The organism is Nocardioides aromaticivorans (assembly GCF_013408525.1).
In the GTDB taxonomy this organism is placed as follows: Bacteria; Actinomycetota; Actinomycetes; order Propionibacteriales; family Nocardioidaceae; genus Nocardioides; species Nocardioides aromaticivorans.
Window position 1 is genome coordinate 36,021 of record NZ_JACBZM010000001.1, and the last position, 13,560, is coordinate 49,580.

Annotated in this window: 11 protein-coding genes; 4 read left to right on the plus strand and 7 right to left on the minus strand. The window is 72.1% G+C overall.

What is annotated here, in order from left to right:
• Positions 1–46: 46 nt before the first annotated feature.
• The 4 genes from BJ993_RS00185 to BJ993_RS00200 form a co-directional block, all read right to left on the minus strand.
• A complete protein-coding gene (locus BJ993_RS00185) occupies positions 47–1,159 on the minus strand; it encodes a ferredoxin reductase (RefSeq protein WP_242530248.1) in 1,113 nt (370 codons plus the stop codon).
• A gap of 13 nt (positions 1,160–1,172) precedes the next feature.
• On the minus strand, positions 1,173–1,793 hold the full coding sequence (locus BJ993_RS00190; protein ID WP_179647298.1) for a type 1 glutamine amidotransferase domain-containing protein: 621 nt from the start codon (positions 1,791–1,793) through the stop codon (positions 1,173–1,175).
• Between the two features lie 78 nt (positions 1,794–1,871).
• Complete coding sequence (locus BJ993_RS00195; protein WP_306457077.1) at positions 1,872–3,650, minus strand: DUF429 domain-containing protein; 1,779 nt, start codon at positions 3,648–3,650, stop codon at positions 1,872–1,874.
• A gap of 1 nt (position 3,651) precedes the next feature.
• Positions 3,652–3,993, minus strand: coding sequence for a DUF1801 domain-containing protein (locus tag BJ993_RS00200; RefSeq protein ID WP_179647299.1), 342 nt, complete (start codon positions 3,991–3,993; stop codon positions 3,652–3,654).
• Between the two features lie 89 nt (positions 3,994–4,082).
• Here BJ993_RS00200 and BJ993_RS00205 point away from each other — a divergent pair, with 89 nt between their 5' ends.
• The 4 genes from BJ993_RS00205 (at position 4,083) to BJ993_RS00220 (ending at position 9,822) form a co-directional block, all read left to right on the plus strand.
• Entirely contained in the window at positions 4,083–5,027 is a 945-nt protein-coding gene (locus BJ993_RS00205) for a TIGR03557 family F420-dependent LLM class oxidoreductase (RefSeq protein ID WP_179647300.1), read from the plus strand.
• A gap of 115 nt (positions 5,028–5,142) precedes the next feature.
• Entirely contained in the window at positions 5,143–6,537 is a 1,395-nt protein-coding gene (locus BJ993_RS00210; protein WP_036544739.1) for a purine-cytosine permease family protein, read from the plus strand.
• 205 nt (positions 6,538–6,742) lie between these two features.
• On the plus strand, positions 6,743–8,158 hold the full coding sequence (locus BJ993_RS00215; protein WP_179647301.1) for a purine-cytosine permease family protein: 1,416 nt from the start codon (positions 6,743–6,745) through the stop codon (positions 8,156–8,158).
• Positions 8,155–9,822: an amidohydrolase gene (locus BJ993_RS00220; RefSeq protein ID WP_179647302.1), complete on the plus strand. Its 1,668-nt coding sequence runs from the start codon at positions 8,155–8,157 to the stop codon at positions 9,820–9,822. The genes BJ993_RS00215 and BJ993_RS00220 overlap by 4 nt, the downstream gene beginning before the upstream one ends.
• A gap of 13 nt (positions 9,823–9,835) precedes the next feature.
• On the opposite strand, the gene BJ993_RS00225 is transcribed toward BJ993_RS00220, so the two are convergent.
• The 3 genes from BJ993_RS00225 to BJ993_RS00235 all read right to left on the minus strand — a co-directional run bounded on the left by BJ993_RS00225 (position 9,836) and on the right by BJ993_RS00235 (position 13,557).
• Entirely contained in the window at positions 9,836–10,750 is a 915-nt protein-coding gene (locus BJ993_RS00225; protein ID WP_036544732.1) for a LysR family transcriptional regulator, read from the minus strand.
• 183 nt (positions 10,751–10,933) lie between these two features.
• A complete protein-coding gene (locus BJ993_RS00230) occupies positions 10,934–12,385 on the minus strand; it encodes an aspartate ammonia-lyase (protein WP_179647303.1) in 1,452 nt (483 codons plus the stop codon).
• Positions 12,382–13,557: a M20 family metallopeptidase gene (locus BJ993_RS00235; protein WP_308645430.1), complete on the minus strand. Its 1,176-nt coding sequence runs from the start codon at positions 13,555–13,557 to the stop codon at positions 12,382–12,384. Before BJ993_RS00235 ends, BJ993_RS00230 begins: the two co-directional genes overlap by 4 nt.
• Positions 13,558–13,560 lie beyond the last annotated feature (3 nt).

The following is a 13,560-nucleotide window of genomic DNA, read 5'->3' on the forward strand; positions in this document are numbered from 1 at the left end:
GGTTCCTCCAGGGGTGGCGGGCTGTCGGGTTGTCGGTTGGTGGGGGTCAGATGTCGAGCACGCACGCGCCGACCGGCACGGTGACGCACGTCTGGACCTGCTCGTTGGGCTGGTCGAAGTCGTTGCCGTTGCGCAGGTCGCGGACCGTGCCGGAGATCTTGGTGACGGTGCAGGTGTGGCAGATCCCGACGCGGCAGCCGTAGGGCATGCCGACGCCGGCGGACTCGCCGGCTTCGAGGACGGTGGTCGCACCGTCGGCCTCCGCCTGCCGGCCGGAGTTCTGGAAGGTGATCGTGCCGCCCTCTCCCCCGTCGCCGGACAGCGCCAACGAGAAGCGCTCGAGGTGGAGCCGGTCCGTCAGCCCGGCCCGCTCCCAGTGCTCCTCGATGGCGTCGAGCATGGGCGCGGGGCCGCAGGCCCAGGTCTCGCGGTCGCGCCAGTCGGGGACCACGTCGTCCAGGGAGGCGAGCTCGAGCACGCCCTCGGCGTCGGTGTGCCGCTCGTGCAGCACGAACGACGGATGCTTGTCGTGCAGGGCCAGCAGCTCGTCGCGGAAGATCATCCGCTCGGGGGTCGTCGACGAGTAGTGGAGGACGACGTCGGACATCGTGCCGCGCCGGTCCAGCGTCCGCAGCATCGACATCACCGGGGTGATCCCGCTGCCCCCGACGAGGAACAGCGACCGCGCGGGAGGCGGGTCCGGCAGCACGAAGTCGCCGCTCGGCGTCGCCAGCCGGACGATCGTGCCCGGCTCGAGCCCGTTGACCAGGTGGTCGGACAGGAAGCCCTCCGGCATCGCCCGCACCGTGATGGCCAGCGTGCGCCCGGCCCGGACCGGCGGGGAGCTCACCGAGTAGGAGCGCCAGTGGTACTTGCCCTGCACCTGGACGCCGATCCCGACGAACTGGCCCGGCCGGTGCAGGTAGCGCCATCCCCAGCCGGGCCGGATGACGAGCGTCGCGGCGTCGTCCGTCTCGCGGATGACCTCCTCCACCCGGCCGCGGAGCTCACGCGAGCTCCACAGCGGGTTGAGGAGGGTCAGGTAGTCGTCGGGGAGGAGCGGCGTGGTCAGCTTGTCCGCCGCCTTGCGGACCCGCTCCCACGACAGCGTGGGTCGGTCCGCCGGCCGCTCGGCGTCCTCGACGGTCGTCACGTCCACGTGCGCCTCCGGCTCACACGTCGGCGGACCGTGCCGAGTCGACGCCGTGCTCGACGGCCTCGACGAGCGCCGCGACGAAGGCGGGCAGGTCGTCCGGCTTGCGGCTCGTGATCAGGTTGCCGTCGGTGACGACCCGCTCGTCCACCCAGTCCGCCCCCGCATTGCGCAGGTCGGTCTGCAGGCTGGGCCAGGAGGTCAGCCGCCGGTCCCGGACGACGTCCGCCTCGATGAGCGTCCACGGGGCGTGGCAGATCGCGGCGACCGTCTTGCCGGACTCCATGAACGTCTTCACGAGCGCCACCGCGCCGGCGTCCGTGCGCAGGGCGTCCGGGTTGGCGACACCGCCGGGGAGCACGAGCGCGTCGAACTCGTCGGCGTCGGCATCGGCGACCGTCACGTCGACGTCGCGCGTCGCCGCCTTGTCGAGGTGGTCGAAGGTCTGCACCTGGCCGCCCTCGGGGCTGACCAGCACTGCGTCGTGGCCGGCATCGACGACTGCCTTCCAGGGATCGTCGAGCTCCACCCGCTCGATCCCCTCGGCGGCCACCAGGAAGGCGATCCGCTTGTGCTCCTGCGGCGCTCCGGCCTCGGTGTCGGTGACGCCGTCCGCGCCGGTCGTCAGGGAGCTGCCCATCGTGGTCCTCCTCGGTGTCGTGGTCACTGACCCGCACCGGTACCCCGACCTCGCGTCCGGAGACGGCGGAGCAGCCCGTTACGTCGGAAGTCCCCCGCGCATCCTCGCGAGCCGGGACCGCAGGGCGCCGACCCGGTCGGCGTTGGCGCGGAGCTCGACGTACTCCTCGCCGTAGGTCCACAGCAGCGCGTCGTCGAGCCGTCGTACGGCGCCGGGCGGGTAGCGGTAGCCCATCCGCTCCCGCAGCAGGTCGGCGTCGACCTGGCGCAGCACCTCGCCGAGCGCCGACAGCGAGGTGATGCCGAGCTCCAGGACGATGGTGGCCATCCAGACGTAGTGGTCGGTGCGCGACCAGCCGGCGTCGGCGTACTGGCCGGCCAGGAAGGCCGCGAGCTCGCGCGGCGGGATCCGCGGGTCGTCGTCCGGACCGCCCACCGGCTCGCCTTCGTCGGCGAAGCCGGGCTGGATCCGCTCGCGGATGATGGAGAACTCGCGGTCGGCGAGCTCGAGCAGCCCCGCGGCCAGGGTGAACCGACGGTCGAAGTCGGGGACGTGCTCGTCGGGGATGGTCCCCTTGTAGCGGATGTCGTGCTCGAACTCCGCCCACGCGTGCTGCAGCACGGTGCGGATCTGCACCTGCGCGACCCCGTTCGTGGCGGCCATGTCGTCCACCTTCACCAGGAGGTGGCGGCTGGCGTAGCCGAACCGGCCCTCGCTCGCCGTCTCCCGCCCCATGTCGCGGTCGTCGAGGAGGGTGACCTGGTCGGCGAGCAGGTCGGCGACGGCCTGCACGTCGCTGTGGACGTAGGTGATGACGCGGACGCCGACCTGGTCGGTGACCTCGCGCAGCGGATCGGCGTAGACGGGGTGTCCGCCGGCCGTCCGGGCCGCCTTCGCGGCGAACGACGTGACCGACTTGGCCCGTCCGGTGACGGTCAGGTAGTTGATGCCGGCCTCGTCGAGCACCGAGGTGACCAGGGCGACGAAGCGGTCCGTCGCGTCGCGGACGGCGGGCCAGCCCTCGGCGTACTCACGAACGGCGGCGCCGATGTCCGGCGCCGCGACGACCGCCGGGGTGGCCGCCGCGAGCGCCACCTGCTTCTGCCGCGGCGTCGGGACCAGGTCGTCGGGCAGTGCCGGGGTCACGATGTAGCCGGAGTCGAGGTCGCCGTAGACGACCGTGTCCTCCCGCCGCAGGTCGGCGAAGCGGGCGATGTAGGCGCACACCACGGCGTCGACCTGGTCCTCCACGACGCGCAGCTCGCTCTTGCGCGCCGCCGCGACCACCGCAGCGTGCAACGCACGCCAGGCCGGGCCCTCCACCCGCAGCGACGGCTCGGCGCTGGCGAGGCCCTCCACCAGGCGCATCAGCACCAGCAGCTCGGCCCGCAGGTGCTCGAGGTCGCGCCCCGGCTTGTCCTTGTACTTCAGCGTGCGCCCGAGCCGGAACAGCGCGACCGTCGCCGGGTGCGGGTAGACCTCGATCCCCCTCCGCGGCCTCCGCGACCACGGGTTGATGTCGAGGCCGAGCCGGGCAGCCACGCGCGCGGCGCGCGGCTGCTCGCTGAACTCGGGCTTGCCGGTGTTGGAGGGGTGCGCGCCGGCGTCGAAGCGCGCGAAGTCCTTGTTGAGCTGCTTCTCCGCGGGCCGGTTGCCGGTGGCGTTGCGCACGATCAGCGGCGCGTCGATCGCGACCAGGCACTCCCCCTCGACGTACGACGCCAGGGCGGCCTCGATCTCCTCGTCGGTCCGCACCGCGGACACCGCCAGCAGCACCCCGTCCGCGTCGAGGACCGCGAGGCCGGTGGGCCTGCGCTCTCCCCAGGCGAGGTCGATCCCGACGTAGTGCATGGACATGTCAGGAGCGGTTGAGCGCGACGGCCTCGCGGACGAGTGCGACCAGCGCGTCGCCGTCGAGCTCCTCGCCCTCGAAGACGTCGATGGCGCGGCGGGTGCCCGCGTCGAGGCTGGCGTTGAACAGGCCGGCGGGGTCGGCGAGGGAGGCGCCCTTGGCGAAGGTCAGCTTCACCTTGTCCTTGTAGGTCTCGACCGTGCAGATCAGCCCGTCGGCCGAGAAGGTGGGGACGCCGTCGGGGTTGGAGGCCTTCCTCCACTTGGCCTCCTCGACGACGGCGGGCTCCGCCGTCTCGATGAGGGAGCGGACCCGCTCGACCAGGTCGCTGCGCCAGTCAGTGCTCATGGCGCGACCCTACTGGCAGGCGCGGATGCCGTGCTGTGGTCCGGGTAGCGCCCGGGAGGACGCACCCGACCCCCCACGAAGGGCTTCCCATGAAGATCGGCTACTTCCTCTCGTGCGAGGAGCACACCCCCGACCAGCTCGTCGGACAGGCGGTCGCCGCCGAGGAGGCCGGCTTCGCCGGCCTGTGGATCAGCGACCACATCAACCCGTGGAACTCCGAGCAGGGGCAGAGCCCGATGGTGTGGCCGGTGATCGGTGCCGTCGCGCAGGCCACGAGCCTGCCGGTGATGACCGCCGTGACCTGTCCCATCGGCCGCACCGGTCCGCTCGTCGTCGCCCACGCTGCGGCGACCTGTGCCGTCATGAACCCGGGCTTCCGCCTCGGCGTGGGCACGGGCGAGGCGCTCAACGAGCACCTCACCGGTGAGGTCTGGCCGTCCTTCGACGTCCGCATCGAGATGCTGCGCGAGGCCGTCGCCCTGATCCGGGAGCTGTGCACCGGGAAGACGGTCGACCACCGCGGGACCTACTTCACCGTCGACGACGCCCAGCTCTGGACCGTGCCCGAGGAGCCCCTCCCGATCTGGATGTCGGCCTTCGGGGAGAAGGCGACGCGGGTCGCCGCCGACATCGCCGACGGCTTCGTGAGCACCAGCCCCGACCGCGAGCTGCGCAGCCTGTTCGGCGACCTCTCCGGCGGGAAGCCGGCGGCCGCCGGCCTCAAGGTCGCGTGGGCGCCGACCGCGGAGGAGGGCGTCGAGCACGCGCACCGCCTGTGGGCCAACGCCGGCCTCCCGGGCGAGCTGGCGCAGGTGCTGCCCTCGCCCCGTCACTTCGAGCAGGCCTCGCAGCTGGTGACGAAGGAGAGCACCGCTCAGGGCGTCGTCGCCGGGCGCGACGTCGAGGAGCACGTGCAGGCCGTGCAGGAGTACGCCGACGCGGGCTTCGACGAGCTCTACGTGAGCAACATCGGACCGCACTGGCGGGAGATGATCGCCTTCTACGGCGAGCAGGTGCTGCCGCGCCTGGCGTAGCGCACCGGGCAGTCATCTGCACAACAGATGACTAGCGCCAAAAGGATTCGTTTGCCAGAGGACTGGGACCGTCACGACCATGGTGGTGCGCCTCACAACCTTTGGAGAATGAACCATGTCTGACCAGTCCGTCGTCGAGAAGCACACCATCGGCTACGTCCCACCGGAGGACCGCCACGGCAAGGTGCGCGACCTCTTCACCCTGTGGTTCGGGACGAATATCGCTCCCCTGCCCGTCGTCACCGGCGCCGCCGGTGTCACCGTCTTCGGGCTCGACCTCTTCTGGTGCCTCGTCGCCATCGTGGTCGGCCACCTCGTCGGCGGCGTCTTCATGGCCCTGCACTCGGCCCAGGGGCCGCAGATGGGCATCCCGCAGATGATCCAGAGCCGCGGCCAGTTCGGCTCGTACGGCGCCCTGATCGTCGTCGTGATCGCCGCGGTCATGTACCTCGCGTTCTTCGCGTCCAACATCGTGCTCGCCGGCCAGTCGCTGCACGGGATCGCCGACCCGATCCCGGTCGAGGCCGGCATCGTCCTCGGCGCGCTCGGCTCCGGCCTGATCGCCGTGATCGGCTACAAGGTCATCCACGCGCTCAACAAGGTCGCCACCTGGGTCCTCGGCATCGGCATCGTGCTCGGCACGGCCGCGATCTTCGTCGCCGGCGTGCCCGCGGGCTTCTGGACGCAGGGCGGCTACAGCACGGCCGGCTTCCTCGCGACCGTCTCGCTCGGTGCGCTCTGGCAGATCGCCTTCGCGCCGTACGTCTCCGACTACTCGCGCTACCTGCCCGCCGACGTCGGCGTGCGGGCGACCTTCAACGCCACCTACCTGGGCTGCACCCTCGGCTCCATCCTGCCCTTCGCGTTCGGCGCGATCGTCGCCCTGGCCATGAAGCCCGGCGTCGAGGTCATGACCGGCGTGCGCGACACCACCGGCGCCTTCGGCACCCCGCTGCTCGTGCTCTTCCTGCTGTCCGTGATCAGCCACAACGCGCTCAACCTCTACGGCACGGTGCTCTCGATCATCACCTGCGTGCAGACCTTCGTCGCCCGCTGGATCCCGACGGCGCGCACCCGCCTGGTGCTGTCGCTGGTCGTGATGGCCGCGTCGACCTACTTCGCCATCGGCGTCTCCGGCGACTTCATCGGGCACTTCGTCGACATCGTGCTCGCCCTGCTCGTCGTGCTGGTGCCGTGGACCGCGATCAACCTGATCGACTTCTACCTGATCCACCGCGGCAACTACGACATGGACTCGATCTTCGCGGCGGACGGCGGGATCTACGGCCGCTTCAACGGCCAGGCGATCCTCGCCTACGTCATCGGCATCCTGGTCCAGATCCCGTTCATGGCCACGCCGCTCTACACCGGCCCGATCGCCGACCGGCTGGACGGCGCCGACCTGAGCTGGATCATCGGCCTGGTCGCCACCGCGCCGGTCTACTACCTGCTGGCACGCGGGCGCAGGCTCGCCCCCAGCGAGCTGCACCCGGTGGCCACGCCGGCCTGACCACCCACGGTCCCGAACGACGGGCCGGTCGCTCCCCGGAGCGGCCGGCCCGTCGTCGTACCGGCCTTGTCCTGAACCGATGCAGGGCATCGGCAACCGCGATGCATGGATCCCTTGCGGAGGGTGACCTGCGCCACCATTGTTTGCTTTGCGCAGCAAAGAATGGCTCTTGGCTGCTTCCCTCAGCGAGGACAGGACACATCCGATGGACTCAGTCGACGTGGTCAGCCCGAAGCTCTTCGAGATCGAGCAGCAGACCATCGCACCCATTCCCGCCTCGGAGCGCCACGGCCGCCCGCGCGAGCTCGCCGCCATCTGGTTCGGGATGAACATGACTCCCCTGACCGTGGTGACGGGTGCGCTGGCCACCACCCTGTTCGGGCTGTCCCTGTGGTGGGCGCTGGTCGCCATCGTGGTCGGCAACGTGATCGGCGGCATCGGGATGGCGCTGCACGCCGCGCAGGGCCCGACCATGGGCGTACCCCAGATGATCCAGGCCCGCGGCCAGTTCGGGGTGCGCGGATCGGCGCTGATCGTCGTCGTCGCGATGGTGATGTTCGTCGGCTTCTTCGCCTCCAACCTCGTCGTGGCGGGCGACGCGCTGGTCGCCGTCGACGACGGGACCGACCCGACCCTCGTCACCTGGGTGGCCACCTTCGCCAGCCTCGTGACGGCCCTGTGCGGCTACCGGCTGGTCCGCTTCGTCACCGGCATCAGCGCCTACATCGTCGGCGTCCCGCTGGTGCTGTGCCTCCTGGTGCTGGTCGCCCGGCACCCCGACACGATCACCTGGGGTGCGGGCGGGTTCAGCACCGCGGGCTTCTTCTCGATGACGGCCGTCGGGGCGGTCTGGCAGCTCGCCTACGCGCCGTACGTCTCCGACTACTCGCGCTACATGCCCGCGGAGTCCGGCGGCAAGGGCGCGTTCTGGGGCACCTACCTGGGCTGCGTGAGCAGCACCGCGCTGCTGTTCACCACCGGCGCGATCCTGGGCCTGTCCGCCGGCGGCGACAACGTGATGGTCGCCTTCGTCGACCTGTTCGGAGGGTTCGGGAAGGTCGTCCTGGTCGCCTTCGCCGTCGCCGCGATCACCGGCAACTCCGTCAACGCCTACTGCAGCATGCTGTGCGCGCTGACGCTGGCCGAGAACACCCGCCCCGGCTGGATCCCCGGCGTGCGCGCCCGGATGGTCACCACCGTCGTGCTGCACGTCGTCGGTGCCGCCATCGCGATCGGCGCCTCCGCCGACTTCCTGGCCAACTACTACAACTTCGTCTCGGTGCTGCTCTACGTGCTGATCCCCTGGTCGGCGATCAACCTCGTCGACTACTACCTCGTGCACCACGGCAGCTACGAGGTCGACGACTTCTACCGGGCCGACGGTGGCCGGTACGGACGGTGGAACCTGCCCGCGCTGGGGGTCTATGTCATCGCGATCCTGGCGCAGCTGCCGTTCATGGTCACCACGATGTACACGGGTCCGTTCGCCGAGGGGCTCGGCTACACCGACATCGCCTGGGTGGTCGGGCTCGTCGTCGCCGGCGGCCTCTACTACCCGTTCGCCCGACGTGCGGCCGGGGCCGCCACCGCGAGCGCCGTACGGTCCGGAGCCGCCCGATGAGCGCCGCGTCGTCCGCGACCGTCTTCGTCGGTGGGCGCGTGCTCACCATGGACGCCACCCCCTGCGCCGAGGCGGTCGCGGTCCGCGACGGCAGGATCGTCGCCGTGGGGACGGCCGCTGAGGCGACCGCCGCGGCAGGCGCCGGCGCCACCGTGGTCGACCTCGCCGGCGGCACCCTGCTCCCCGGCTTCCAGGACGCCCACGTCCACCCGCTCGAGGGCGGCATGTCGCTGGAGCGCTGCGACCTGACCGCGGTGCACGCCCTGCCCGACTACCTCGCCGCCGTCCGGGCGTGGGCCGACGCCCACCCGACGGCAGCGTGGGTCGTCGGGGGCGGCTGGTACCGCGACGCCTTCCCGGGCAACCGCCCGCACCGACGCGACCTCGACCGCGTGGTCGCCGACCGGCCGGCGTACCTCAACGGCCACGACGGGCACACCGCCTGGGTCAACTCCGCCGCGCTGCGTGCCGCGGGCATCGACCGGGACACGGTGGACCCGCCCAACGGCGTGATCGAGCGCGATGCCGACGGCGAGCCCACCGGCGTGCTGGTCGAGGACGCCGCGGCGATGGTGTCGGCCCTGCTGCCCCGCACCTCGCCCGCCGAGCTTCGCCAGGCGATGCTGACCGCCCAGGCCTACCTGCACTCGCTCGGCATCACCGCCTGGCAGGACGCCATCGTCGGGGACTACCTCGGCATGCCCGACCCCTTCGAGACCTACCGGGCGCTGGAGGCCGAGGGCCTGCTGACCGCCCGCGTCCGTGGTGCCCTCTGGTGGGAGCTGGACCGGGGCACGGAGCAGGTGCCCGAGCTGGTCGAGCGACGCCGCCTGACCGCCGGCGGCCGCTTCCACGCGGGGACGGTCAAGATCATGCAGGACGGCATCTGCGAGAACTGCACCGGCGCGATGCTGGCCCCCTATCTCGACCACGCCGGCGCACCGACGGGTGGGACCGGCCTGTCCTTCATCCCGCCCGACGAGCTCGCGGAGATCACGACCCGCCTCGACGCCCTCGGCTTCCAGGTGCACTTCCACGGGGTCGGCGACCGCGCCGTGCGTGAGTGCCTCGACGCGGTCGCCGCGGCCCGCGCCGCCAACGGTCCCAACGACCTCCGCCACCAGATCGCCCACCTCGACGTGGTGGACCCGCAGGACGTCCCGCGCTTCGCGGACCTGGGCGTGACGGCGAACCTCCAGCCCCTGTGGGCCCGGCGGGACCTGGAGATCGAGGAGACCAAGCTGCCGTTGCTCGGGCCGGAGCGAGAGCCGCACCACTTCCCGTTCGGCGCCCTGGCGGATGCGAAGGCCGACATCGCGATGGGCAGCGACTGGCCGGTCACCAGCCCCGATCCCCTCTGGGGGCTGCACACCGCGATCCATCGGACCGCGCCCGTCGGCGACCCCCACGGCAACGAGCGCGCCCGGACCGAGGCCCTCGTCGCCGAGCAACGGCTCGCCGCGGACGTCGCCCTGCGCGGCTACACGCGCGGCTCGGCGCGGGCCAACCACCTCGACGCCGAGACCGGGCGAATCGCGCCGGGAGCGCTCGCCGACCTGGTCGTCGTCGACGGCGACCTGACGGACCCGTCGGCGTTCGAGACGGCGCGGGTGCGGTCGACGTGGGTCGACGGGGTCGCGGTGTACGACGCCGACCGCGCCTAGGTGCGGGACCGGGTCAGCGGGCGCCGGCCCGGCGGGCCCGGCCCGCCGAGCGGACGAAGGCCTGGGCGCGCGCGGTGAGCCGCACGCCCTTCATCGACGACAGCACGATCTCCAGGGGCTCCACGGGATCGGTGATCTCCAGGATGACGACCTCCGCGCCGTCGTACGTCGTGCGGCTCGCCGGGCGCTGGTTGAGCACCGACCAGCCCTGGCCGTTGGCGACCATCGCGCGGACGGTCTCGAAGCCGGCGGTGCGGTGCCTGATCTCCGGCCGGAAGCCGGCGGATTCGACGATCCGCTCGAGGTACTGGCCGCTGTGCGGCAGGTCGAGCAGGACCATCGGCTCCCCCTCGAGCTCGGCGAGCGCGACCTTCTTGCGACGGGCCAGCGCGTGGTCCTTGCCGACGAGGACGTAGGGCGCCGCGACGCCGACCCGGACGTGGTCGATGTCGTCGTCGAGGTCGTAGCCGTACATCAGCGCGAGCTCGCAGCGGCCCGAGCGCAGGGCGTGCTTGAGCGCGGCGTGCTCGTCCTCGACCACGGACACGCGGATGCCGGGGTGGTCGGCCTCGCAGGCGGCGAGCAGCCGCGGCAGCTCGAACGGCCCGAGGGTGGTGAAGCAGCCGACCGTGAGCTCGCCGACGAGGGCCTGGCCCGCCGAGCGCGCGACCTCCACCAGCTCGCTCGTGTGCACGAGATAGCTGCGCAGCTCGCGGTGGAACTCCTCACCGGCGGCCGTCAGGGTCAGGCCGCGGGCGTGGTGGCGCAGCAGCAGCTGGACGCCGAGCTCCTTCTCCAGCTGTGCGACCGCCGTCGAGACGGCGGACTGCGACACCATGAGCTGCTTCGAGGCAGCGGTCATGCTCCCCAGCTCCGCGGCGGCGGCGAAGTACCGCAGCTGCGTGAGGGTGAAGGCGGGGTCAGCCATGCATCCGCCTCCTTCCGTCGTCGCGAGCGGCGTCAGACGGTCGTGGTCGCAAGGCGCGGGCGCGATGGCGGTCTGGTTGCACCATCGAGCGTCCGCAACGCCGCGAGCGCGGCCGTATGGCGCCGCGCAGCAGGCGGAAGGAGGCGGATGCAGGCTGAGGCATGACTGCCATCCTGCCGGAACTCAGCTCTCGCCGGCGCCGGACGCGTCGAGGTTCGCGAGCGCCTCGGGCCGCAGCAGTGCGTCGAGCACGGCCGGGTCGAGGCCGCCGGTGGCGAGCGCGAGGTCGCGGACGGCGCCGGCGCCGCTGAGCGCGGCCTTGGCGATCTCCGCGGAGCGGGCGTAGCCGAGCAGCGGGGTGAGTGCGGTGGCGAGGCCGGCGTTGGCGGCCGCCGACGCGGCCAGCTTGGCCGGGTCGACCGTGATGCCGTCGACGCACAGCTCGCGCAGCGAGTCGAAGGCGGCGGCGGTCCAGGTGAAGCCCTGGAGCAGGCCGTGGCCCATGACCGGCTCGAACGCGTTGAGCTGCAGCTGGCCGGCCTCGGCCGCCATCGTGACGGTGAGGTCGTTGCCGATCACCCAGAACGCGACCTGGTTGACCATCTCGGGGATGACCGGGTTGACCTTGCCGGGCATGATGCTCGACCCGGCCTGGCGGGCCGGGAGCTGCAGCTCGGCGAGACCGGCCTGCGGGCCGGAGCCCAGCAGCCGCAGGTCGTTGCAGATCTTCGACGCCTTGACGACGATCCGCTTCAGCACGCTGGAGACCTGGACGAAGGCACCGGTGTCGCTGGTGGCCTCGACGAGGTCGCCGGCGCCCACGACGGGCAGGCCGGTGATGTCGGCGAGGTGCTGCACGGCGCGCCGCCGGTAGTCGGGGTGGGCGGTGATGCCGGTGCCGATCGCCGTCGCGCCGAGGTTGATCTCGCAGAGCAGCGCGCGCGAGTCGGCCAGCCGCGCGAGCTCCTCGCGCAGCGTCGTCGCGAACGCGCCGAGCTCCTGGCCGACCGTCATCGGGACCGCGTCCTGCAGCTGCGTGCGCCCGATCTTCGGGATGGCGCGGAACTCGGTCGCCTTGCGCGCGAAGGAGTCGGCCAGCGCCTCGGTCGCCACCGCGAGCCCGTCGATCGCGGCCACGAGCGCGAGCCGTACGGCGGTCGGGTAGACGTCGTTCGTCGACTGGCAGCGGTTCACGTGGTCGAGCGGGTGGACCTCGTCGTAGCTGCCGAACGGCAGGCCGAGGATCTCCAGGGCCCGGTTGGCGACGACCTCGTTGGCGTTCATGTTGGTCGACGTGCCGGCGCCGCCCTGGATGACGTCGACGACGAACTGGTCGTCGAGCGCCCCATCGCGGACCTCCTGCGCGGCGGCCGCGATGGCGTCGTACCGACGGTCGTCGAGGAGGCCGAGCTCGTGGTTGGCGCGGGCGGCGGCGAGCTTCACCGCGCCGAGGGCGGCGACGAGCTGGCGGTGCGCTCCGACGGGCGTGCCGCTGATCGGGAAGTTCCGCACGGCGCGGGCGGTGTGCACGCCCCAGTACGCGGTCGCGGGCACCTCGAAGGGGCCGAGCGAGTCCTGCTCGGTGCGAGTCAGCGGAGCGTCGGCGTTGGTCAGCGGAGCGTCGAGTGCGGTCATCGTGCGGTCGCCTCCCCGGCGACGTCGAGCGCGGTCCAGGCCAGCGCGGTGGCGGCGTCGAGGATCGCCTTCTCGGCGTCCCCGCCGACACAGTGCGCGGCGAACTCGGGCTGGTGGTTGAGGGCGGTCCCCGAGTTGATGCCGACGTAGGGGTGGATCGCGTTCACGACCTGGGACACGTTGCCCATGTCGGTCGACGCGCGGTTCATCCGGCGGGCGGGCGAGTGGTCGTCGAAGACGCGGCCCAGCTCCTCCGCGTTGCGCCGGTACGACGCCAGCGCGGGCGCGAACGTGCGGAACTCGGCGTACGGCTTGCTCTCGGGCTCGACCGTGAGCGTCGCGCCGGTCGCGAGGGCACCGGCCTCGAAGCAGCGCCAGACCTTCTCCTCGGTCTCGGCGAGCTGGGCGAGGCTCTCGGCACGGACGTACCAGCGGCCCTCGGTCAGGGCGGGGATCGCGTTGGGCGCCTCTCCCCCGTTGGTCATCACGCCGTGCACCCGCACGGTCGGCGGCAGCTGCTGGCGGAGCAGGCCGATTGCGACCTGGGCGATGGTGAACGCGTCGGCGGCGTTGACGCCCTGCTCGGGGTAGGCCGCCGCGTGGGCCGCCTTGCCGCGGAACTCGACGTGCGAGTGCGACACGGCGAAGGGCTCGGCCTCCGCCACGTCGACGGGTGCGGGGTGCGCCATCATCGCGAGGTCGAGCCCGGCGAAGGCACCGCGCTCGAGGAGCTCGATCTTGCCGCCGCCACCCTCCTCGGCGGGGGTGCCGTAGACCTCGATCGTCAACCCCGCGGCATCGGCCAGCGGGGCCAGCGCGCGGGCGGCGCCGACCGTGATGGCGGAGATCAGGTTGTGGCCGCAGGCGTGGCCCAGGCCCGGCAGGGCGTCGTACTCGGCGCAGAGACCGAGGCGGAAGGGGCCGCTGCCGAAGGTCGCCAGGAAGGCGGTGTCCAGCCCGAGGTAGGCCGGGGTGACGGTGAACCCGGCCTCCTCGAGGGACTCCGCGACCCAGCGTGAGGAGTTGTGCTCCTGCCAGCCGGTCTCGGGGTTCGCGTGCAGCTGCTCGGAGAGGCGGATCAGCCGCTCCGCGTCGCCGGTGACGGTGGTCGCGGCGCGCTGCCTCATGGTGGTCGAGGCGGTGGTCGAGGCGGTGGTCGAGGTGGTGGTCACCTG